At 58.5% G+C, this 21,489-nt stretch carries 14 protein-coding genes; 2 read left to right on the top strand and 12 right to left on the bottom strand.

Going from position 1 to position 21,489, the window contains the following annotated elements:
* Positions 1 to 37 precede the first annotated feature (37 nt).
* The 7 genes from gmd to ACFQY0_RS12685 all read right to left on the bottom strand — a co-directional run bounded on the left by gmd (position 38) and on the right by ACFQY0_RS12685 (position 7,102).
* The gene (gmd, locus tag ACFQY0_RS12715) at positions 38 to 1,153 is read right to left on the bottom strand and encodes a GDP-mannose 4,6-dehydratase (RefSeq protein ID WP_379712937.1); all 1,116 of its coding nucleotides are present in this window, start codon (positions 1,151 to 1,153) and stop codon (positions 38 to 40) included.
* Positions 1,154 to 1,384: 231 nt separating this feature from the next.
* Positions 1,385 to 2,326, bottom strand: coding sequence for a GDP-L-fucose synthase family protein (locus tag ACFQY0_RS12710; RefSeq protein WP_379712935.1), 942 nt, complete (start codon positions 2,324 to 2,326; stop codon positions 1,385 to 1,387).
* 30 nt (positions 2,327 to 2,356) lie between these two features.
* Positions 2,357 to 3,676 (bottom strand): nucleotide sugar dehydrogenase, encoded by a 1,320-nt coding sequence (locus ACFQY0_RS12705; protein WP_379712933.1) that lies wholly within the window; start codon positions 3,674 to 3,676, stop codon positions 2,357 to 2,359.
* On the bottom strand, positions 3,673 to 4,857 hold the full coding sequence (locus ACFQY0_RS12700) for a UDP-galactopyranose/dTDP-fucopyranose mutase family protein (RefSeq protein ID WP_379712931.1): 1,185 nt from the start codon (positions 4,855 to 4,857) through the stop codon (positions 3,673 to 3,675). The genes ACFQY0_RS12705 and ACFQY0_RS12700 overlap by 4 nt, the downstream gene beginning before the upstream one ends.
* Positions 4,858 to 4,860: 3 nt before the next feature.
* Entirely contained in the window at positions 4,861 to 5,820 is a 960-nt protein-coding gene (locus tag ACFQY0_RS12695) for a UDP-glucuronic acid decarboxylase family protein (RefSeq protein ID WP_379712929.1), read from the bottom strand.
* Positions 5,821 to 6,077: 257 nt separating this feature from the next.
* Positions 6,078 to 6,629 carry a transcription termination/antitermination protein NusG gene (gene nusG, locus ACFQY0_RS12690; RefSeq protein WP_379712927.1) on the bottom strand — a complete coding sequence of 184 codons (552 nt, stop codon included), beginning with the start codon at positions 6,627 to 6,629 and terminating at the stop codon, positions 6,078 to 6,080.
* Positions 6,626 to 7,102 (bottom strand): GbsR/MarR family transcriptional regulator, encoded by a 477-nt coding sequence (locus ACFQY0_RS12685; RefSeq protein ID WP_379712925.1) that lies wholly within the window; start codon positions 7,100 to 7,102, stop codon positions 6,626 to 6,628. The genes nusG and ACFQY0_RS12685 overlap by 4 nt, the downstream gene beginning before the upstream one ends.
* 314 nt (positions 7,103 to 7,416) lie before the next feature.
* Here ACFQY0_RS12685 and ACFQY0_RS12680 point away from each other — a divergent pair, with 314 nt between their 5' ends.
* The gene (locus ACFQY0_RS12680) at positions 7,417 to 8,310 is read left to right on the top strand and encodes a hypothetical protein (protein ID WP_379712923.1); all 894 of its coding nucleotides are present in this window, start codon (positions 7,417 to 7,419) and stop codon (positions 8,308 to 8,310) included.
* A 454-nt stretch (positions 8,311 to 8,764) separates the two neighbouring features.
* Here the strand turns inward: ACFQY0_RS12680 and dnaE are convergent, their stop codons facing one another.
* The 3 genes from dnaE to ACFQY0_RS12665 form a co-directional block, all read right to left on the bottom strand.
* Positions 8,765 to 12,235, bottom strand: coding sequence for a DNA polymerase III subunit alpha (gene dnaE / locus ACFQY0_RS12675; protein ID WP_379712921.1), 3,471 nt, complete (start codon positions 12,233 to 12,235; stop codon positions 8,765 to 8,767).
* Between the two features lie 206 nt (positions 12,236 to 12,441).
* A complete protein-coding gene (locus ACFQY0_RS12670) occupies positions 12,442 to 13,464 on the bottom strand; it encodes a hypothetical protein (protein ID WP_379712919.1) in 1,023 nt (340 codons plus the stop codon).
* A gap of 65 nt (positions 13,465 to 13,529) precedes the next feature.
* The gene (locus ACFQY0_RS12665; RefSeq protein ID WP_379712917.1) at positions 13,530 to 14,780 is read right to left on the bottom strand and encodes an ATP-binding protein; all 1,251 of its coding nucleotides are present in this window, start codon (positions 14,778 to 14,780) and stop codon (positions 13,530 to 13,532) included.
* A gap of 262 nt (positions 14,781 to 15,042) precedes the next feature.
* Between ACFQY0_RS12665 and ACFQY0_RS12660 the strand changes: the two genes are divergently transcribed.
* Positions 15,043 to 15,561, top strand: a complete 519-nt coding sequence (locus ACFQY0_RS12660; protein WP_379712915.1) for a hypothetical protein — start codon at positions 15,043 to 15,045, stop codon at positions 15,559 to 15,561.
* 122 nt (positions 15,562 to 15,683) lie between these two features.
* On the opposite strand, the gene ACFQY0_RS12655 is transcribed toward ACFQY0_RS12660, so the two are convergent.
* Both ACFQY0_RS12655 and ACFQY0_RS12650 read right to left on the bottom strand, forming a co-directional pair.
* Entirely contained in the window at positions 15,684 to 17,249 is a 1,566-nt protein-coding gene (locus ACFQY0_RS12655) for a S1 family peptidase (protein WP_379712913.1), read from the bottom strand.
* A gap of 261 nt (positions 17,250 to 17,510) precedes the next feature.
* Positions 17,511 to 21,419, bottom strand: a complete 3,909-nt coding sequence (locus ACFQY0_RS12650) for a hypothetical protein (protein WP_379712911.1) — start codon at positions 21,417 to 21,419, stop codon at positions 17,511 to 17,513.
* Positions 21,420 to 21,489 lie beyond the last annotated feature (70 nt).

Here is a 21,489-nt window from a genome sequence, read left to right as displayed (position 1 = left end):
CAAATCAATGGGGGATAGGGTCGCTCAATCCAGGTGATCACTCCTTTGTGACCGAAACGTGATGCCCGTTGACTTCGAGCAAGGCATGGCGCTTCGCCTGATCCAGATCGTGCGCGACCATTTCCGCGCACATCTCCTCGACTGAAATTTCCGGCTCCCAGCCGAGTTTGGCTTTCGCCTTGGCGGGATTTCCCAGAAGCGTCTCCACCTCCGCAGGACGGAAGTAGCGGGGATCCACCCTTACGATCACATCTCCCGGTTTCACCGCAGGCGCATCGTCACCGGACACCCCGACCACTGTGGCAATCTCATCGACGCCTTCGCCCGAGAACTCGAGTTCGATCCCGACTTCAGCGGCTGACATCCGCACAAAATCGCGGACGGAGATCTGTTTTCCGGTGGCAATCACGAAGTCGTCCGCCTCCTCCTGCTGAAGCATCATCCACTGCATCCGGACATAGTCCTTGGCGTGACCCCAGTCGCGCAAGGAGTCCATGTTGCCGAGGAACAGGCAGGGTTCGAGGCCTTGGGCAATGTTGGCGATCGAGCGCGTGATCTTGCGGGTCACGAATGTTTCGCCGCGGCGCGGGGACTCGTGATTGAAAAGAATGCCGTTGCACGCATACATGCCGTAGGCCTCCCGATAGTTTACCGTGATCCAGTAAGCATACATCTTGGCCACCGCGTAGGGCGAGCGCGGATGGAAGGGCGTGGTCTCCGTCTGGGGAATCTCCTGCACCAGACCGTAGAGCTCGGAAGTCGAGGCCTGATAGAAACGGGTCTTCTTCTCAAGACCCAGGAAGCGGATCGCTTCTAACAGGCGGAGAGTTCCTGTGGCGTCGACATCGGCCGTGTACTCCGGCGATTCGAACGAGACCGCGACATGTGACTGGGCGCCGAGATTGTAAACTTCATCCGGCTGGATTTCGCTGATCAGGCGGGTGAGATTCGAGGTATCGGTCAGGTCTCCATAGTGAAGCTTGAAACGCGAATTCTCCACGTGCGGATCTTCATAGATATGATCCACGCGTTGGGTATTGAACGACGAGGCACGACGCTTGATGCCGTGAACTTCGTAGCCTTTTTCGAGCAACAACTCGGCGAGATAAGAGCCGTCTTGTCCGGTGATTCCAGTGATGAGAGCTTTCTTCATGTGAACGGGGAGATTGAGATTCTAGATTTTAGAGGGGGAAGATGCTGATAATGAAAAACTGAAGAACTGCAAAACCGAAACACCGAAACACCCCTCAAATCGCAGCGAAGCCTCGTCTGCCTTTCCGACCCCTAATCCCTGAATCCTGTTCCCCAATGCCCGAACCAAAGTCGAAAGCCAAAAGTCGAAAGTCGAAAGTCGAAAGTCGAAAGTCGAAGGAATTTTCCCGACTCAAAGCCTCGCCTCCCCTGATTCCAAGGTGGCGAGAAAGTCCTGATAGGCGGCGGCCAGGCCTTCGCGGAAGTCGACTTTCGCCTGCCATCCGGTGGCGTGAATTTTCGAGACCTCGACCAACTTGCGCGGGGTGCCGTCGGGCTTGCTTGGGTCCGTTTTGATCTCGCCTTGATAGCCGACCGTTTCCGCCACCAATTTCGCAAGATCCATGATCGCGATGTCACCGCCAACGCCGACGTTCACCCAATCCGGAGGATCGGCGAGATCAAGCAAATGGAAGCAGGCATCGGCCAGATCATCAACGTGCAGGAACTCGCGCTTTGGTGTCCCTGTTCCCCAGATTGAAACTTCAGGCGCAGCACTTTCCTTCGCTTCATGGAAGCGACGGATCATCGCAGGAATGACGTGAGAGTTCTCCGGATGATAGTTGTCGCCCGGCCCGTAGAGGTTCGTGGGCATGGCCGAGTGATAAACCAGACCATGCTGAGCGCGGTAGTGCTGGCAAAGCTTGAGCCCGGCGATCTTTGCCACGGCGTATGCCTCATTGGTGGGTTCCAGAGGGCTCGTCAGCAAGCAATCCTCGGGCATCGGCTGCGGGGCCAGCTTCGGGTAGATGCAGGTCGACCCAAGAAAAAGCACGCGATCGACTCCAGCGCGACGGCTTCCCTCAATCAGGTTCGCGGCAATCGCGAGATTTTCGTAAATAAAGTCTGCGGGATAGCTGGCATTCGCATGAATCCCTCCGACCTTCGCGGCGGCGATGACTACGATATCAGGCTTCTCTTCTTCCAGGAAAGCGAAGCATGCCGCCTGGTCGCAGAGGTCGAGACGATCGCGGCCGGCGGTGAGAACATCAAATCCTCCACGAGCTTCCGCCCCACGAACAAGCGCGGAGCCCACCATGCCACGGTGGCCTGCAATGAAGATTCTTTTCATCATCGTTTGAAATGAGGTTTCCCTCGGGTTGACTTACGCTTTGACGACCTGTCCGTCGCGTGTCTCCGTGTCCGCCATCGCGTTCCGCGTATCGACGATCAGATCCGACCACGCGGCGAGTTCGTCCAGATTGAAGGCGTCATGCTTGGTCGCGATCACCACGCAGTCCTGAGCCCGAAGATTCTCCTCACTCCATTCCAGCGACTCCTGACCTGCCCACTCCATATGCTCACGGGTCGGACCGATTTTCGGGACGTGGGGATCGTAGTAGGAAAGCTCGGCGCCCAAGCGCTTGAAGCCATCCATGAGGGCGAAGGTCGGGGATTCCCGGGTGTCGTCGATATTGGACTTGTACGCCAGGCCTAGTAGCACGATCTTGCTGCCGTTGACCGCCTTCCCCCGACGGTTGAGAGCCTCCATGGTTCGATGCACCACGTAATCCGGCATGGATCGGTTCACCTCACCAGCCAGTTCGATGAAGCGGGTGTGCACTCCATATTCGCGGGCTTTCCAGGTGAGATAGAAGGGATCGATCGGGATGCAGTGCCCCCCGAGCCCCGGCCCCGGATAGAAGGCATTGAATCCAAATGGCTTTGTCGAAGCCGCACGGATGACCTCCCAAATATCGATGCCCATCTTGTCAGCGGCAATCTTGAGCTCATTGACGAGTCCGATGTTGACCGCGCGGTAAATGTTCTCCAGCAGCTTCGTCAACTCCGCGACCTTGCACGAACTGACCGGCACCACCTGATCGAAGGCCGCTTCATAAAGCGCCACTCCTGCGGCGAGGCATTCGGAAGTCGCCCCGCCAACCACCTTGGGAATGTTGGTCGCCGCAAAATGCGCATTCCCCGGGTCCTCACGCTCGGGCGAATAGACGACGTGAATCGAGTCACCGACGCTGAACCCTGCTTCCTCCACCCGAGTAACGAGTTCTTCATCAGTGGTGCCAGGATACGTGGTGCTTTCCAAGCTCACGATCTGCCCGGTGCGCAGGAAAGGAACGATCGCCTCAATCGTCTTGATCACGTAGCTCAGATCTGGCTCGAAGTGCTCGTCAAGCGGCGTGGGCACACAGAGGATCAGAGCATCACATTCAGAGACACGCGAAAAATCCGTCGTCGCATCGAGCTTTCCGGACTTCTTCGCCGCGGCAACCTGCTTGCCGGGGATGTGCTTGATATAGCTCTTACCCGCGAGAAGAGCTGCGGCCTTTTCCTTATCGATATCGAAACCAAGGGCTCGGAATCCTGCGTTCGCATATGCAAGAACCAACGGCAATCCAACATAGCCGAGGCCAACGACACCGACAACGGCGTCCTTCGATTGGAACTTATCGATAAGTGTTGTCATTTCTGAGTCATGTTTGGGTTCCCATATCGGGTCATCAGCCTGGAAGCCTCGGCCAGCGCCATGCCCGTGACCTGATCCATGTTATAATAACGGTAGGTCGCGAGCCGGCCGATGAAGCTCGTGTGTTTCTCCCCCTTGGCGAGCTCGGCGTAGCGCTGATACAAGGCGGCGGCATCATCCGCCGGCACCGGATAGTAAGGCTCGTCGTCCGGCGTCCAATCCTTCGGAAACTCTCGCACGATGCTTGAGGCATCAATCTTCTGCGCCGTGGCGTGCTTGATCTCGACGATGCGCGTGAATGGCAGTTCCGCATCCGGGTAGTTCACCTGCATGGCGGGTTGCCAGAAGCCGGGTTTCCCTGAGATCGACTCGCGGGGTTTCAGCTGCTCGGCGGTGAAGCTTTCGTGCTCGAAACGAAGCGAGCGATACGGTAGCGGACCGAATCGACGTTCGTAAAATTCATCGATTGCGCCGGTGAAAATGAGGTGTCGGTGTTTCCAGCGGGCGCGGGCTTCGTCGGCATCAATTCCCAGCTGCAACTCGAGCCCCGACGATGCCTCGAGCATCCGCTCGAACATCGCGGTGTATCCCTCCTTCGGCAAGGCCTGGAACTCTTCCCTCAGGTAGCGGTCATCGCGGTTCGTCCTGATCGGGATGCGCGCACAAAGGCTCGGATCCAGTTCGCGGGGGTGACGCTTCCACTGCTTGATCGTGTAGCCTTCAAAAAACCGTTCGTAGAGCTCGCGGCCGACCTGCGAAAGAATGACTTCCTCGGAGTTCTTCGGCTGGTCGATCGGCACACGCTTCTTTTTCAGCCAGCCTTCGAATTCCTCGCTGGTCGATGGACGACCGAGCATCTCCTCAAAGGTATTGAGATTGATCGGAAAGCTCCAGTAGCGACCCTCAGTGTAACTCTTGATCTGATAGGCCACCGGCTGCCACTCGGTGAACTGCGACAGGTAGTCGACGATCCGCTGCGAATTACTACGAAAGTAGTGGGGACCGTAGGGGTGAATCAGGACGCCTGCCTCGTCCTTTTTATCATAGGCATTTCCTCCAAGGTGCGGACGCCGATCCGCCACCACGCACTTCCAACCCGCTTTCGCGAGTTGCTCGCCGATGACCAGCCCGGAAAAGCCGGCACCAATGATCAGAAAGTCGGTGGATTCATCCTCGACCATCTCTCAAACCACGCCTCGGAAATAGTCGATCGTTTCCCTGATCCCCTGATCGAAGGGAACTTCAGGCTCCCATCCGAGAACGTCCTTGGCGCGGCTGATGTCCGGCTTGCGAACCTTCGGGTCGTCCGGCGGCATCGGCCGATCATCAACCTTGAGCTCGATCTCGAAGATCTTTGCAATCTCTTCGGCAAACTCGCGAATGCTCATCTCGTGCGGATTTCCGCAGTTCACCGGTTCGTGGAAATCGCTGCGCATCAAGCGCCAGATGCCATCGACCAAATCGCTGACATAGCAGAACGAGCGCGTCTGGGCACCGCCACCAAAAATCGTCATCGGCTCACCACGAAGCGCCTGACCAATGAAGGCCGGCACCACCCGGCCGTCATCAAGCCGCATGCGTGGACCGTAGGTATTGAAAATGCGCACGATCCGCGTCTCCAAGCCGTGGGCGCGATGGTAGGCCATCGCCGCAGCTTCGGCATAGCGCTTGGCTTCATCATAACACGAGCGCACTCCGATCGAATTGACATTCCCCCAGTACTCCTCGCGCTGAGGATGCACTTCGGGGTCACCGTAAACTTCGGACGTCGAGGCGACCAGATACGTCGCCCCTTTCCGCAAAGCCAGATCGAGTGAGTTATGCGAAGCATAGGATCCGGCCTTCAGGGTCTCGACCGGGATTTCCACGTAATCGATCGGGCTGGCGGGAGAGGCCATGTGGAAAACCAGAGCGACATCACCCTCCACATCGAAGGGCTCGGAAACATCGTGTTCGATGAATCGGAAATCCGCGTTGCCCTCGAGGTGCTCAAGGTTCTTCCGGGTTCCGGTCACGAAATTGTCGAGCGCCACGACCTTCAGACCATCGGCGAGGAGGCGGTCAATGAGGTGGGAAGCGACGAATCCTGCGCCACCGGTTACGACTGCGGTTTGACCCGCATACTGAGAAACATCTGTGATCATCTGACGGGGAGAAGAGAGGTTGATAAGGGGGACATGGTGAGACTGGGGAGCCCCTGAAGGGGAACCAAGCGGAGTCCTGACACGCTACCGCCCTTGGTCAATCATCCCGAAGAGGACAAAACCGAAAGTGGAGCGCGCAGGGATGATGGAGACCAGGAGCAGGAAAAGCCCTTGGCGACGCGACTATCGATGATCCAAAACCAGGATTGTTCAATCCAAAATGAACAAAACTCTTCGGCTGCCAGGCACCGGATTTCTCAAGGCAGCGGCTTGCGCGGCAGTAAGAGGGCGAACAGGTCCATTTCCACGACCTGAGCCTGACCGAGGAAATCCAGCAGCACCTTGACGCGCTCCCTTCCCGGCAGGATCGAGACGACCTTCCCCTGAAAACCGCCGAGCGGTCCACTCGCGATCTCAACTTCTTCACCCAGTTCGACTTGCGGACCGACGGTGAGGGTGTCCTGCAGCCCTTCCTCTCCCAGATTCCTGGCGATTTCCTGTCGCAGCGTCTCCACGAATTCTTCGCTCACCGGTGGGACCTCCGACCCGAACTTCACCAGCCCACGAACCCCCGTCGAATAGGTCACAGCGCGTTCACTCTCAGCGAGTTCAAACTTCGCTAGAATGTAGCCGGGAAAGAGCGCCTCGATCCACCAGATCTTTCCGCGGCGTGTCGCCTTGCGGTAGCGGAGACGCGGACAAAACACCTCGACGCCTTCAAATTCACGCAAATGCCCGGCCGCAATATGCTCGCGCTTCGGCTGGGTTTTCACACAGTACCATTCGGGGCCGTCATCGTTGTTACTCATTGGCCCAAAAACTTTTGTAGCAGCGGAAGCATCATTCGACCGCGCCGCATCCAGGTTTCCAGTTTGGCCACCCTTTCGTCATAAAATTCCCGGAGTTCCGGATCCTCCTCCTCACCCACCGCTTCCAGCAGTCGTCCGACTTTTAACTGACCGCTCTCAAGATGCGGTCGCACCTGCTCACGCACGAATCCGCCGACCAGACGCTTCAGCTCGACGTCCGCTTCGTAAAACACCCGTCGAGCGCCTTCCACCGAAGTTTCGCGAACCGCTCCCAGGTCGCGCAAGGTCCGCAGCCCCTGGCTTGCCGAGCCCTTGCTCATGCCCAGCCGCGCGACGAAGTCGTCCAAGGAAAGTGGCTGAGGAGCAACGAATAACAACCCATAGATCTCGCCGATCGAGCGCGGTAGACCCAGCACCTTCACCCCGTCCACAAACACATCAACCACCTGTTTTTCCAGGGCATTGACGCTCATCGCGGGAGTCGATCCTTCTTCTTGAGTGCTCGGCACGGCTCAGGCTTTAACGCGATTCCACGATTTGTTCAATCTGAAATGAACTTTCGCCCCTTCACCCCCCCTAATGAGAGAACGTGAAGGAGACCGGGGGAAAAATAATTTGAGATATTTCTTGAGGGGGAGGGACTCCTAACTAGTTTCCCGCCCCCTCCCGCAGGGGCGACCGCTTGAAGGCCGCCCCAATTATTGGAAATCAAGGGCTTAAGTCTATCATGCACGCGTCTCGCTTCCCCCTCCCCCGTTTTTTGCCCGCCTTCTGTCTTTCTCTTCTCGTGGCGCCGCTCCATGCCACGGTCCTCAACCTGACGGTCAACGAATCATTCACCGTCATCGACAAAGTAACCATGGCGACCAGCACCTTGACCGTGCCTCGCTCTACTTACGTCGGCTCCGACTATGCCACTCACCCGGGCGCCGTGGTGAATGGCGCGCTCCTCACGACCACCAAGGAGAAGTCCGGCTCAGGTAATTACCGCCGGATGTATACCCTTGAGAACAAGTCATCGATCGCCGACGGCTACAACCGCGATCTTGCAGGCGACTTTGAATCAAAAGTGTCCGGCGGATTCGAAGCCGAGGCCAAGATCACCATCGAAGATCTCGTCGACCTGGGCGGCTACTACAAATTCTCGCTCGATATCAACGAACCTGAGAACAAACAGGATGTGACGGATTATGTCTCACTCGACGAGATCCAGATTTATGTTGGTTCTGCGACTGATCCCGACCCTCTCCCAAACACGATCGCGACGTTGTCGGATCTTGGCACTCTCGTCTATGATCTGCAGGCCGGCCTGAGCGGTAGCGATCGTTACTCGATTCTTCTACAAGGCGACAACGGCTCCGGCAGGGATGAAATGGCAATCTATGTCCCAACCTCGATCTTCGAGGATTTCGGCAAAGACTCCTTCGTTTATCTTTACAGCAAGATGGGCGAATTGGGGACCGAGGAAACCGACCAGAGTCACATGTTCGAGGGCGCTGCGCTGGACAAGGGAGGCTTCGAAGAGTGGGCAGCGCAGGAGACGGGCAGCGCCGAATTCATCGTTCCGGTTCCCGCTACCACGGGATCCTCCGTTCCTGAACCCGCTCAAACGCTGCCGATTGGCGCCCTCATCATGAGCGGCTTGCTCTTTGGACGCCGCCGGAGCGCGAGTGACCGCTAGACCGTTTGCCAGAAATCCCTGCCGAACTGAAGGGATGAGGCCGATGGCTCAGGACTAGCTCACTTTGAAAATGCGGATTCCAAACGATCTGCCGATTGGAGCGCCGGCTTCAGTCGGCTCGGAATCGCGCGGTGTTAAGCCTACTGAAGCCCAGTGCCTTTAAGGATTGGAAGAATCCTAGATCAACATCTCGATAGGGATGACAGCATCTAGCCCGGGGTCGAGGAGCGGCAGCGACGAGCACCCCGGGTTTGAATGGGTTCCTGAATTGGCACCCTGAAAGGTGTGCCAGCGAAGACGGATCCACCACTGACATCCGCGCCCGCTGCGACCCGCTACCGGGGTCGAATTCATTCCTCTACGCGGGTCCCCGGGTGGTCGTCGCCAAGGCTCCTCGACCCGGGGCTACAAGCGATGATCCCTGCCGGGATCGAGATGCACGATCCGAAGATCCCTACAAATCCATCCAGCGCCCGAGCGCGGCCTCCATTTTCTCGCCGCGGCGGACTTTGAACTCCTCGCCCAGCTCCATCGTCGCGCGTTTGCCGGCGGAGTTCTGGAAGTGAAGAACGACCGGGGTCTTTCCGGGATTCTCGCTGATGGCCGTGCGGATCTCTTCGAGATCCGTTTCCGAATGACGGGCGGTCCAAAGGGTGAGTTCGATGGATTTGCTGTTCGCTCCCGCCTTGCGAACCTTGAGTTCGTTGAACTCCGAACCCGTCAGCTTCCGCGAATCCGTGCGGTCATCGATCTGGATTGCGGCTTTGAATCGAATCACTTTTCCCGGCACCATCATCCCGGCATCTCGGGCGGGCACGAAGCTTTCACCCCAGACCATCACTTCCCGGGAGCCGGTGAAATCCTCGATCACCAGAATGCCGAAGGGCTTGCCGGTCTTGGTCACCCGTGCGTCGACACTGCGGATCATCCCGGCAAAGGCGTAGCGATCACGCGGCCCCTTCATCTCGATCTCATCGATCAAACCCAGCTTCTGATAGCGATCCGAATCCAGGACCGTCCGGAACTTGTCGAGTGGATGACCAGTGACGTAGAAGCCCAACAGCTCCTTTTCCATCACCAGCCGCTCGTCCTTGCTCCACTCCTGGATTTCTACGGCACTCGCCGTACTTGAAGGCGTGGGCGCACCACCGAAATCCATCGTGTCGAACAAGGCGACCTGCCCCGAGGCACGATCCTTCTGCGCCGATGAAGCGCTCGCACAAACCTGCTCAAGGCGCGCACAAATCCCGGCACGGGTTTCACCGGTCCAGTCGAAGGCGCCCGCTTTCGCGAGGTTCTCGAGGATGCGCTTGTTGACCGTCTTGGAATCGAGCCGGTTGGCAAACTCATCGAGCGATTCGAAGGGCCCGTTCTTTTCGCGATTCTCGATCGCCTGAGCCATTGCGCCGCCGCCGACGTTCTTGATCGCCGCCAGTCCATAGCGGATCGCCATCACGCCATTCGGCGTTTCCTCCGGCGCGAAACGCAGCTTCGACTTGTTCATGTCCGGCGGCAGGATCTCGATCTTCATGCGGTGGCACTCGGAAACGAACACTCCGATCTTGTCGGTGTTGTTGATCTCGTTCGACAGCAGACCGGCCATGAACTCAACCGGGAAATTCGCCTTCAGGTAGGCCGTCCAATACGAGATGTGGCCGTAGCACGCGGAGTGCGACTTGTTGAATCCGTAGCCCGCGAACATTTCGATCTTCTCGAAAATCGCGTTCGCCATCTTCTCGTCGATGCCGTTGGTTTCCTTGCAGCCCGCCACGAATTTCGTGCGCTCCTGCGCCATCTTCGCCGGGTCCTTCTTACCCATTGCCCGACGCAAAAGGTCGGCACCACCGAGCGAGTAACCTGCCAGCAGTTTGGCCGCATTCTGCACCTGCTCCTGATAAATCATCACCCCGTAGGTGTTACCACTGACCTGCTCTAACAGAGGGTGTTCGTAAAAAGGCTTCTTGCGGCCTTTCTTCACCTCGATCATCTGATCGATGAACTGCATCGCACCCGGACGGTAGAGCGCGAGAAGGTCGATGATGTCGTCGATCTTTTCGATCTGGTACTTTCGACAGGTCTCGACCATGCCGCCGGATTCCAGCTGGAACACGCCCATCGTTTCCCCGCGGTTGAGGATCTCGAAGGTCTTCTGATCATCGAGCGGCACCTCCTCAATCTTGAAATCCGGATGATGCACGCGGATGTGCTCCACCGCATCCTGAATCACCGTCAGGTTCTTCAGTCCAAGGAAGTCCATTTTCAGCAACCCGACCTCGGTGATCGCACCCATGTCGTACTGGGTCACGACTTCACCTTCGTTACCGCGTGTCAGCGGCACGTGCTCGTCGAGCGAACGATCCCCGATCACCACACCCGCCGCGTGGATGCCAACGTTTCGGGTCAGGCCCTCAAGCTTGGTGGCGTAGTCCCAGAGCTCCTGGTAGGTCGAGGACGACTCGATGAGCTCCACCAGCTCCGGCTTGCTGTCCCACTCCTTTTTCAGGGTCACGCCCGGCTTCGCCTCGATCATCTTGGCGATGCGGTCGGCCTCGCCGTAGCTCACCCCCATCACCCGCGAGACATCCCGCAGCACGCTCTTCGCACCGAGGGTGCCGTAGGTGATGATGTGGGAAACACTACGTTCGCCGTACTTCTGACGGACGTAGTCGATCACTTCCGGACGACGGCTTTGGCAGAAATCGATGTCGACATCGGGAGGACTGACGCGTTCCGGATTGAGGAATCGTTCGAAGAGCAGCCCGAACTGCAGCGGGCAGATGTCGGTGATGCCCATCGCGTAGGCCACCAGCGATCCCGCCGCCGAGCCACGGCCGGGGCCCACCGGGATGTCTTGATCTCGAGCCCACTGGATGAAGTCAGCGGTGATCAGGAAGTAAGAGGCAAAGCCCAGCTGATTGATGATGCCGACCTCATACTCAAGGCGTTCCACGATGTCCTCGCGCACCGCCTTTTCCTCACCGTAGCGTCGGACCAGGCCTTCCTTGCAGACGCGCATCAGGTATTCCTCACGCGGCGTGCCGTCAGGCGACTCGAACTGCGGATACTTTTCCGAGCTGGTGGCATCGAGCTTGATTTCGACGTTGCAGCGCTCGGCGATTTCCAGAGTCGCATCGCAGGCGCCCGGAATATCCGCGAACAACTCGCGCATCTGCTCCGCCGTCTTGAAATACACCTCCGGCGTGTAGCGCATCCGGTTTTCGTCGATCAGCAACTTGCCGGTGCCGATGCAGATCATCACGTCGTGCGCCTCGTGGTCCTCGCGATTGAGGAAGTGGACGTCGTTCGCCGCCACCGGCTTCAAATCAAACTCTTCGGCCAATTTCAGCAAACCCGGCGTGACCTTGCGCTGCGGCTCGAGGTCGTGGTTGTGGATTTCCACGTAAAGATTCTCCTTACCGTAGATGTCGATCAACTCGGCCATCGTCTCGCGCGCCTTTTCGAAATCATCGGCACGCAGCCATTCGTTCACGGGTCCTGAGATGCAGCCACTGAGACAGATGATTCCTTTCGAAAACCGCCGTAAGGCATCGCGGTCGACGCGTGGTTTGCCGTAGTAAAGTCCTTCGAGGTGACCGAGCGAAACGAGCTTCTGGAGGTTTCCCCAACCTTCGGTCGTTTCCGCCAGCAAGGTCATGTGGCAGGAGCGCTTCCGACCCGGGACTTCCTTTTTGTCTTCCAGGCTTCCGGGCGCCAAATAGATTTCGCAGCCGAGGATGGGCTTCACCCCCTCTTTCTTGCAGGCCTGATAGAACTCAATGGCTCCGAACAGGTTACCGTGATCGGTCATCGCCACTGCCGGCATTCCCAGCTCCTTCGCCTTGGCGGCTACCTGCTTGCAACGGGCCATGCCGTCGAGCAGCGAGTATTCAGTGTGGAGGTGGAGGTGGACGAAGGAGTCGGACATCGGGCGGGCCGAATGTGGCGAGCCATCCCCCCAAGAGCAAGCTGGGAGCGGCCCAGAATATGGAGAGGGACTTTTCCAGCCCTTTCACTCGACCCCAGCGTATCGAGCCACCTCAGTATTTCCTGACAAAGGCTCCCGGCCAGAGCAACGGACTGACCAAGTCCGTCTCCATATTGCTCATCAGCACCACGTCCTGTTTGACCGGATCAGGCAAAAGGAGGCGGAGCTTTGGGCAGTCGCCAGTCTCGGTCCGCCACCGGTTTCTCGCTCGGCGGAAGCTCCCTATCTGGGAAACTCTTGGCCCAATTTTCGCGGGCGGTCTGATCCGCATGGTAGCGAAGCCATAGCTCGATGTGCTCGTCGCTGCCGCTACCGACCATGTCGTGAAACCACGCGCCGGTCTTCATTTTTCCCGGCAGGATCGCGTCTTCCCGGATGCCGTGTCGCCACAGTCCGGCGTAGAGTTCCTCATCGGTGAGGTGATTCGTGGACAGCACATAAAAGCCACGGATCGCCAGCTCGTGCAGCAATTCCCAGAGCAACGCGCATTGAGTCTCGGGCGTGACTTCCGCGGGCGGTATCGGCGAAAAGCCTGCGCGCTTCAAGGTCTCCGCAGGGCGTTCCCAGGTTTCACGAAAAGCTGGCGGCTTGGCTTCGTCCGACTTCGCTTCGGCGATCTCTTGATCGACTTTCCGCAATCCAAGCGGATCAGGACCTTCGTCCTCCATTCCAGAATTGAAGTCGGTCTCCGACGAAATCGCAGGATAAGGATCGGGCAAAAATCGATCGCGATCATGGGGCGGATGAACGTGCGGCGGCAGGGGCTCGTCCGGGTCGGCGCGCTTGAGCATCTCGCGATCTTCGGGCAGGGCATAGTAGCGCAGCCAAACCAGGTCACCATATGGATCATCTTCGTCGGAAGCCCCGACATCTGGTGCCGAGTGGCAGTTCGATTCATACTCGTAGGGAATGTCGTCGATGGGAGTCTCCAACCAATCCTCGACCAACCACTCGTAGAACTCGCAGTCGCTGAGGTGATCCGTCTGGTAGAAAAAATAGCGTCGCGCTGCCAGCGCGTAAACCAGCTCCCACATCCTGCCCCGAAGTTGCGAACCCTCGAGTCCTGCCACCGGAGTCGCCTCGAAACCAAGCTTCCCGAGAATCTCACGCGGCGGTCGCATCACGGCATTCTCAAAGGCTTCGAAAAAGGAATCGGCATCGTCTTCCATGATCCGCAGCCTGTCACCTGCGCCCGCCCGCCGACAGAGCAAAACGTGTCCGCCCTGCAAGCTCATCACCATTTCCAAAGCAGCTCCAGCGGCACGGCGATCATTCGCCGGTCGCCACCCAGAGGCAGGATCGACTTCCCATCATAGAAAACAATTCCACCCCGGAAATCATCGCCTGATTGCGCTGCGAGCCGACGCAAGCCCTTGCCATCCGAATCATGTAAGGTCGCCGAAGCCTTCACTTCCACGCCCCACACTTCGCGACCACGAGTGATCACCACGTCCACTTCCACCTGATCCTTGTCACGGTAGTGCCAGAACCGCAGATCCGGATCCGTCCAGCCCGCCTGCGCGATCAACTGCTGCACCACAAAGGACTCTAACAGGTGACCAAAGCGATCCCGCTTTGCATTCCAGTCCTCCGCCGACAGCCCGGCCAGCGATGCTGCCAGTCCGCTATCGATCACATGAATCTTTGGTGTCTTGATCAGCCGTTTCGCCGAGTTGCGATGCCATGGTGCCAGCGGACGAATCAGGAAGAGCCGCTCCAGCACCGTCAGATATCGGTCCACCGTCTGACGATCCAGACGCAGATCCGTCGCCAGTGATGATGCATTCAAGAGCCCCGCCGTCTGGTGGGCCAGCCTTTCTAACAGACGCGCCACTTCACTGCTGTCGCGAACCTTCGCCACATCGTGTACGTCACGATCGATCACCGCGCGCAGGTATTGCCGATGCCACTGCCGCGCCCGCTCAGGCGTCCGCCCCTGCGGCTCGGGATAGCCACCCGCCACCACCCGCTTGATCAAGCTGGACGACCCTGGACTGTCTTCCATCAACTTGCTGTCCCACAGTTCCCCTGCGAGCCAGCGTTTCAGGAAAGCCCCTGCGCTGCGCTTTTTCTCCGCCTCACTCAGCGGCTGTAAATAGAGGCACTCCATCCGCCCAGCCAGCGAGTCCGCGAGCTTCGGCAGTTGTAACAAGTTTGCCGAACCTGTTAGAAGAAAGCGCCCGGGCCGACGCCTCTCATCGACACTCCGCTTGATCGCAAGAAGCAGTTCCGGCACCCGCTGCACCTCATCGAGCGTCACTTCATCCGGCAGCCGCCCGACGAATCCTTCCGGATCTTTCTGCGCGGCATTGAGAAGGTTCACATCATCCAGCGTGAGGAATTTTCGAGAGGCCTTCTGCGCTCGAGCGAGCGTCGATTTCCCACACTGACGTGGGCCTAGCAGGCACACCACCGGCGTGTCTGCCAAAGCAGCGTCCATCGCCCACTGAAGCTGCCGTGGCAGCATGAATTCTAGATCGTCCATTTGCGGCATACCCTATCGTCCAATTGCGGCATAAGCAAGCGTCCATTTGCGGCTTAGATACGCGTCCAATTGCGGCACACTCACCCACAACTAGCTACTCTTCAGACTTTTATGAAATACGAAAAGAACCCATTACCACTCTTGATTTTGATCGAAATCCATCCGCGGACTTTTTACATCTCCATTACAAAAATCCGCTCTCTCCACATCATTTCCAAACAATCCCGCCCCAACATTCTCAGCGTATCAACGAACAAACGTTATGAAAACCACCTGCCTCATTCCCGCCCTCCTCATCGGAGCCTCCCTTCACTCCATCGCCCAAGGCCCGCCTCAGGGACCGCCGCCTGATCCGATCGGCATGACGATCGACAGGGATCACGATCATGAAATTTCGAAGCGCGAGATCAAGAACGCGGCCAAGCAGCTTCTCAAGCTCGACGAGGACGACGACGGCGTCCTGAGCGCCGAGGAACTCCAGCCCGAGCCCCCAGACCACGACCGCCCCCGCAACGATGACGATCAAAATCCACCTCCTGCCCCACCGCCATCGGAGATCTTGAAGGCCCTCGACACCGACAGCAGCGGCGACCTTTCCAAGGAGGAAATCGAAGCTGCTTCGGAGTCCCTCGCCGCTCTCGACACCGATGACGACGGTGAACTCAGCTCCGATGAAGCCGGATTGAGCCGTCCTGACGATGGGGGTGGCCCGGGCGGTGATGGTCCTCCAGGCGGCGGGCCTCCTCCAGGTGGACCACCACGTGGCGGCCCGCGCCGCTGAGCTCACTGGAAAGCCAGCAACTCCAAGTCGGAGTCGTCAATTTCATGTGGGCTGGAAACAACCCGCTGGTTGGCGGCTCCGTCTCACCATGTTCAGGAAACGGAGATCACCGGTTGGAAAAACTATTCGTCTCCGGCCTGGGCGAGGAGGGCCTCAGCGCGTGCCTCCAACAACGTTACAGGAATGATCAAACCGACGATGCGCGTGAACCGAGCGATGTGCATGCCAACCAGATTTCCAGAGGAATCGAAAACAGGCATCCCTGCATCCCTGCCCACCAGAGGCAGCGCGTGACGGATCACCTCGGGATAGGGTGCGCGGTGTTTGCTGATAATCGATTCATCCAGCAAGGGGCCTACTGAACGAGCCTTGGTCACGGGGCGCGCGCGGTCGGTGGCGATGTTCCAGATCAAGCGGTCGGCGTGATCACGCGCCACCAGAAGATCCCCAGCCTCCACGGCGGCGGGCGATGCCGGCCACTTCACCGGCGCCACCGAGAGGTCCTCTTCAACCTGCAGCAGAGCAAGATCCCAGGCCTCGTCCCTTGCGACCGACTTGGCGGCCAGCACCCGATCTCCCACGCGGACACCGGTCTTGTGATCCGCGGAAAGCAAACTCGCTTTGGTAAGCAGATGCCGTTCATCGAGGGCGAGGGCGAAGCCCACCCGTGCGCCATCGACGTGAACCGGCAGGCCCTTGACCGCATCGTTTGGGAGGGGTTCCAAGGCCATGCTCAACGAGGGATCATCCATCCCCAAGCTCAGCGCCTGCTGCCTGGCAATGGCAAATACGGCATGTCCCATATGACCGAGCACGGCCTGCCGATTCATCGAAATTTCACCCTTCTCATTGGCCAGGGTCTGCACGAAATCCATGGTTGGAGGGTACTTCATCTGCAGGCGCCGCATGAACTCAGCCTGAACATTGTCGATGGTCTCTTTGGTGAGCTGCATCTTGCTGAACTCCGGCCCATTCGGGGACTTTTTCTGATCACCCCAGCGATCGCCCGCAAGCAGTCGCTCCCGATCGAGGTGAAACTGGTCAATGGCGGGGAAAACGTTGAAGCCAAGGAAACCAGCCGCACTGCTATCCAGACCAATCAGCTCTCCCTTCATCGAAAATAGGGGGCCTCCCGAGTCGCCTGGCTGAATGTTGCAATCAGCGATCAAGTACTGGGGCCGACCCCGAGCCACGTTGTGAGTCATGATTCTCCCCATCCGCACCTGAGCCGGCCGACCACGCTGGAGTCCCGAGGGATGAGCCAGCGTAAAGCAAAAGTCGCCGGTGATTGCCGAAGTCTCAGCCAGCGTGCAGTGCGGCCATGAATCGATGGATGGACTCGTTATCCGCAGGAGCCCGAAATCGCTCTCCCGATTGTAGCCCAGCGGCTCGGCAACCGCCTGGCGTCCATCCTCGAGAGTGATTCTAAATGGGCGACCGTCCTTGGCACTGCGAATCACATGCGCCGCCGTGATGACCCATCCTTCCGGCGAGATGATCACTCCGCTCGCCGTCACCCCGGCATTCACCGCGACACAACTTGCCCTGACTTTCTTGAGGCTGACTTTCAGCTCATCACTGAGCGTCTGCGGGCTGCTAAACCCACCAGCCGGCAAGGTTTCACTAGCCACAGTGGACGACCACAGGACGGCACAGGTGGCAACGAAGAACGAAAGGAGGAGTCTCATGACCAAGACAGAAGCGAGCCCAGCAGCATTTTTGTCCAGCACTTCCCATAAATGACGTCCCAGCCTCCACAAAAACAGCGAGGTCACGAAGCGGGGCGGTCGAAAGCGGCCGGGCCTTCCGCTCCTCACTCGACCGCCCTATCGAATCAATTCAACTGCTTCTGTGACCTTGATTTAACCAAATACTAGCGGCCTCTCGCGGCTCCATTCTGACCTCACGACTGCGGTCCGGACGTCGAGGTGGTCTGCGGGGTTCCTCGCTCAGTCTTGGAGCCGGAAAAATCCCGAATCGCCGGTCAGAGGCACTTCCATCGTCCGAACTGATTGCGAACCATCGACGTCCTCCCAGCTTCCGCGATCGAGCGTTGGATTGAACTGGAGCCTGACTCCATCGTCCCCCTGCCACTCAAGCCGCAGACTCTCTCCGCCTGGCAAAAGGGAGGCTCGCAACCACATCGGAATGACCGCGACCGCGCTGCTTTCACGGTACTGAGCCACCAGGACCGTGTCGTCAGGAAGGGCCGCGTGGAAGGTTGGATCGGTGTAGGGCCCGCCGGGCAACTCGTTGCCGAATGCATCGGTCCATCCGGCAAATTCCCACAAGCCATAGCGGGCCGGTGCCGTGATCGTCACCACGCCCGAGGCCGAGTCGTAGGTTCTCAGGAATGACCCGCGGGCATCGGAACGTCCACTGGAGTCGATCGCATCAAGCTCGAAATACGGCTGGAATGAGGACTCTTCGCTGGTTGTCTCTCCGCCTACGTTCTCAACCAGAGTCCGAACGAGCACTTCGAGGTCACGCTGTCTTGATGAAGCTGCGCGAGGAGTGAAGTCATAGATCATTTCCAGTCTCGCGGACTGAATTTCCAGCGGGGGGCCACCGCTATTGACGTAGGACCGCGTGATCCGGAGGTCAGCCCAGGCCGAGGGACGCGAATAGAGCAACATGTCGTTTACCGCATCGCCCGCGAGCAACGATCGGAGCAAGGAATCGGAGGCTTCACTCGGATGAATTGGATCGATCTGATCATCGATCACGTCATAGCGCCCACCCCATACGAAGGGGTTGTCGGTGCTTCGATTGTAGTGGCGGAAGAGATAGGTGCTGCCGCGCTGCTTGAGCAAGGACTCGCCAGAGTGCTCGATCCGCAGATCGACAAAGGCGGTACGACCAAGGGACCCGCCACCCTGCGGCGCCGCTTCCAGCGAGAACAGGCTGAGGTCAACGATCCGAACGTTCTCTTCGTCCGGTTGGAAAAAGCCTTCCTCGCGCAAGTTCAGCGTCACCGTTCCTCCCGCATTCAGGGTCTCGATTTCCTCATCGAGCAGGTTGAAGCGGATTGGCACCGAGAGGTCCGGCCGATTGGCGTTGTAGTGATCGAAGATCGTCTCAGCCACATCGGAAAGCATCTCCTGGTAGACCGACTTGAATGATTCGAACTGCTCGGGTGTGACCGTGTGGTCCCCCACTTGGGCAATCTCTCCAAACCTGGTGAACAGCGCGGAAAGATCGAGGGGCTCGGTGTAGGGAAGGAGCAAGCGGTATTCATACGCTTTGGCGAGATAGTAGTGATATTTCACCAAGCGATCGAGAGCCTTGCGCTCAAGGTCATCGAGGTAGGAACTGGCACGTTCGTCCAGAACCACCCCCTCGGAGATGTCACGACCCAGCGCATCAAGCGCCAGGAGGCTGTTCGTCATCAGTCCTGACATCGCGCCGATCTTTTGCATGGTGTCAATGATCTCATCGGCAAGCTCGCGGTTCTCGATCATCAAGGCCTCGACCCGCTCCATCAGCTCCTTGTATTCCGGCGAACGGCTTTTGAGCCGCTCAAGCTCGGCGAGCATCTCCGCACTCGGGGCCTCGCGCTCTTTAATGAACTCCTGATAGTCCTTGATCCCACTCGCCAAACCTTGACCGGCCTGAAGCAAGCCTTTGGCGTAGTCCTGACTCTTGGAGCGGTCACCTTTGGCTTCTTCGCTGTCAATGGCGTCCGACTCATTCTTTTTCTCGTCGACCGCTTCGTAGAATGGCGAACTGGTGTAGGCGGTGCCGACATTTTTCGCGTCGGTGATCGAGTCCCATGGCCGATCGGGATTGAAATTGCTCGCGGTCCTGAGGCCCTCCCCGACTGCGCCCAGGGCGGGTTGATAGACGGGGATCATCTGGCACATGGTCGCGGAAATTTTGAGCCCGATGCGGAGTCCGGTGACCCAGTCTTCCTCGCGGGTATCGTTCAGCAGCTCGATTTCCTCGGCTTCCAATTCATTCTGCAAAGACCCGACCTCAGCGCCGATCTGATTGGCGCGCTCAGTGAGCAAGGGAAGCCGTGCGACAGCGATGTCGTAGTCGGTCTTGGTCTGCTCGAACTGCTCCACGACGGCGTCGCGCAAGGCGTTCAGGGCATCGAAGCGTTCCGCTTCGCTGGCGGCCTTGTTACCGATCCAGTAGGAGAGATAGAGGGTATTCATCGCCCGGTCCAATTCATTGCGAAACAAGGTCTGATTGACCTCAAAGCTCAGCATCGGGACCCAGGCAGCCGCGTTTCCAAAGTAGTCGAGTCCAGCCTCCATCTGCTGTTCCAGGACGATCATCTCCTCGCGCATCGCGGCGAGATCCAGCTGGGATTCCGGGTCGAGGTCGACCCAGGTCGGGTGCTCTTGGAAGTCCGACAGCTCGGTGACGTAGAAGGCAATCCGCTCCTGCGCCGAAGCGATCCGCTCGCCCAGGTAATCGTCGCGAATGTGGTGGAGCGCTTTGCGCACGGCGAGCGGATGCATCCAAGCGTAAGGAGCATCGAGCAAGTCCACCGATCCCGGAGAACCGCCACCCGGAGTATCGCCTCGAACAATGGCCGCATTGTCGCCCGCTGAGGTCGTCCCACTGGATGTCGTCTCGGACTCGATCCCATTAAACACCGTCAGATAGAAACCCACTTTCCTCCATTTTGTCGGTGTCCCGGCGCTGCCCCCCTGATAGATATGATAAGGCGCGGTCTTCGGCGTGGTTCCTGAAGGGGTCATTCCTCCGGATTGATCCGCCATTCCGGCGACGGAAACGGTCGTCCGGATCGAGCCACCGGGCCCTCCGTCTCCCGGCTTACCCGAGGGTTTGGCATCGCCGCCACTGGTCGGCTTTCCACTTGCGGTGCCCCCCTCTTTCACTTTGATCCCGGCTGCGGTGTACTTCCAGTAAATGATCCGGTAGCCCGTGCCCGCATTGTGAGTTTTGCTAAGCGGCCAGTCCTCGACCGTTACGCTGGTCCAGCCGTCAATCGTGTCCTGACCGTCCCCTCCGTGATCACCATAGCTACCAGGTTCTCCCTGCCCTCCTGTGAGATCGAAGCGGGGCGAATTCCCCTCAGCCACGATGTTTGCCACTCGCAGATCGATGTCACCGGCCGGGAGGCCATCATCTCCCAAGACGCTGGTTCCCGCAGGGATGCTCGTTTTTTCCTGAGGCGTGGTGGTGATCGATCCTTCGCCTTCGAATACCAACTCCCGCGCGAATACGGTCACGTCCGTCTGCTTCAATCGAAGGGGACTGCGAATAATCACCCGATCGGCGATGATTTCCATCGCTCGTAGATCACGGCGCGAACCATCAAAGTAGTCCTCAAAGAGATTGTTCTGCGGATGATCTTCCTCAATCTCCACCACTTCACCAATCACCTGCACCGAGTAAAGATTACGGCTTTCAAAATTCAGAGAGCTTGGGACGGGATCGACCGAATCGATCGTCTCGACGTCGTAATGACTGACCGGCGCCTGAGTATGGGGACCGCTGCGAAAATAGTCGGCCTCGGGCCCCAGGACAGGCTGCGGCGCCATCTCCCAGCTCTGCAGCGCCGACTCCCCGCCATCGCTCGCGCTGACCGTCACCACAAAAGGCTGCTTGTCCTCGGCTGCAGGCGTGTAGGCCATCCGCCAGTCTCCTCCACCGACCTCGGCAAGCGTCAGTGACCCACTCGGTTCGGGTGAGACCGTGAACGTCATGGTGCTCGTCGGGCGGTCGTTCCAATGCAGGAGGAACTCTCGAGTCGATCCCCCCCAAATCGTCTGGTCCGGTACTGCCCCGAGATCGTAGCGAGCGAGATCCTGGGCAAGCAGGGATCCGGAGATCAGCAGGGCGACGAGGGATGAAGTCAGTGAAAGAGGGAACGTTTTCATGGGGCAGGGGCAGGTAGGGCGACGCGCGCCGACAATGAGCCCTCCAAAAAAATCCGACTCGTCAGGAAGC

It is taken from the genome of Haloferula chungangensis (assembly GCF_042664875.1).
GTDB lineage: Bacteria > Verrucomicrobiota > Verrucomicrobiia > Verrucomicrobiales > Akkermansiaceae > Haloferula > Haloferula chungangensis.
Note: the sequence above shows the minus strand (reverse complement) of the source record. Positions and strands in the feature narration are given on the sequence as shown.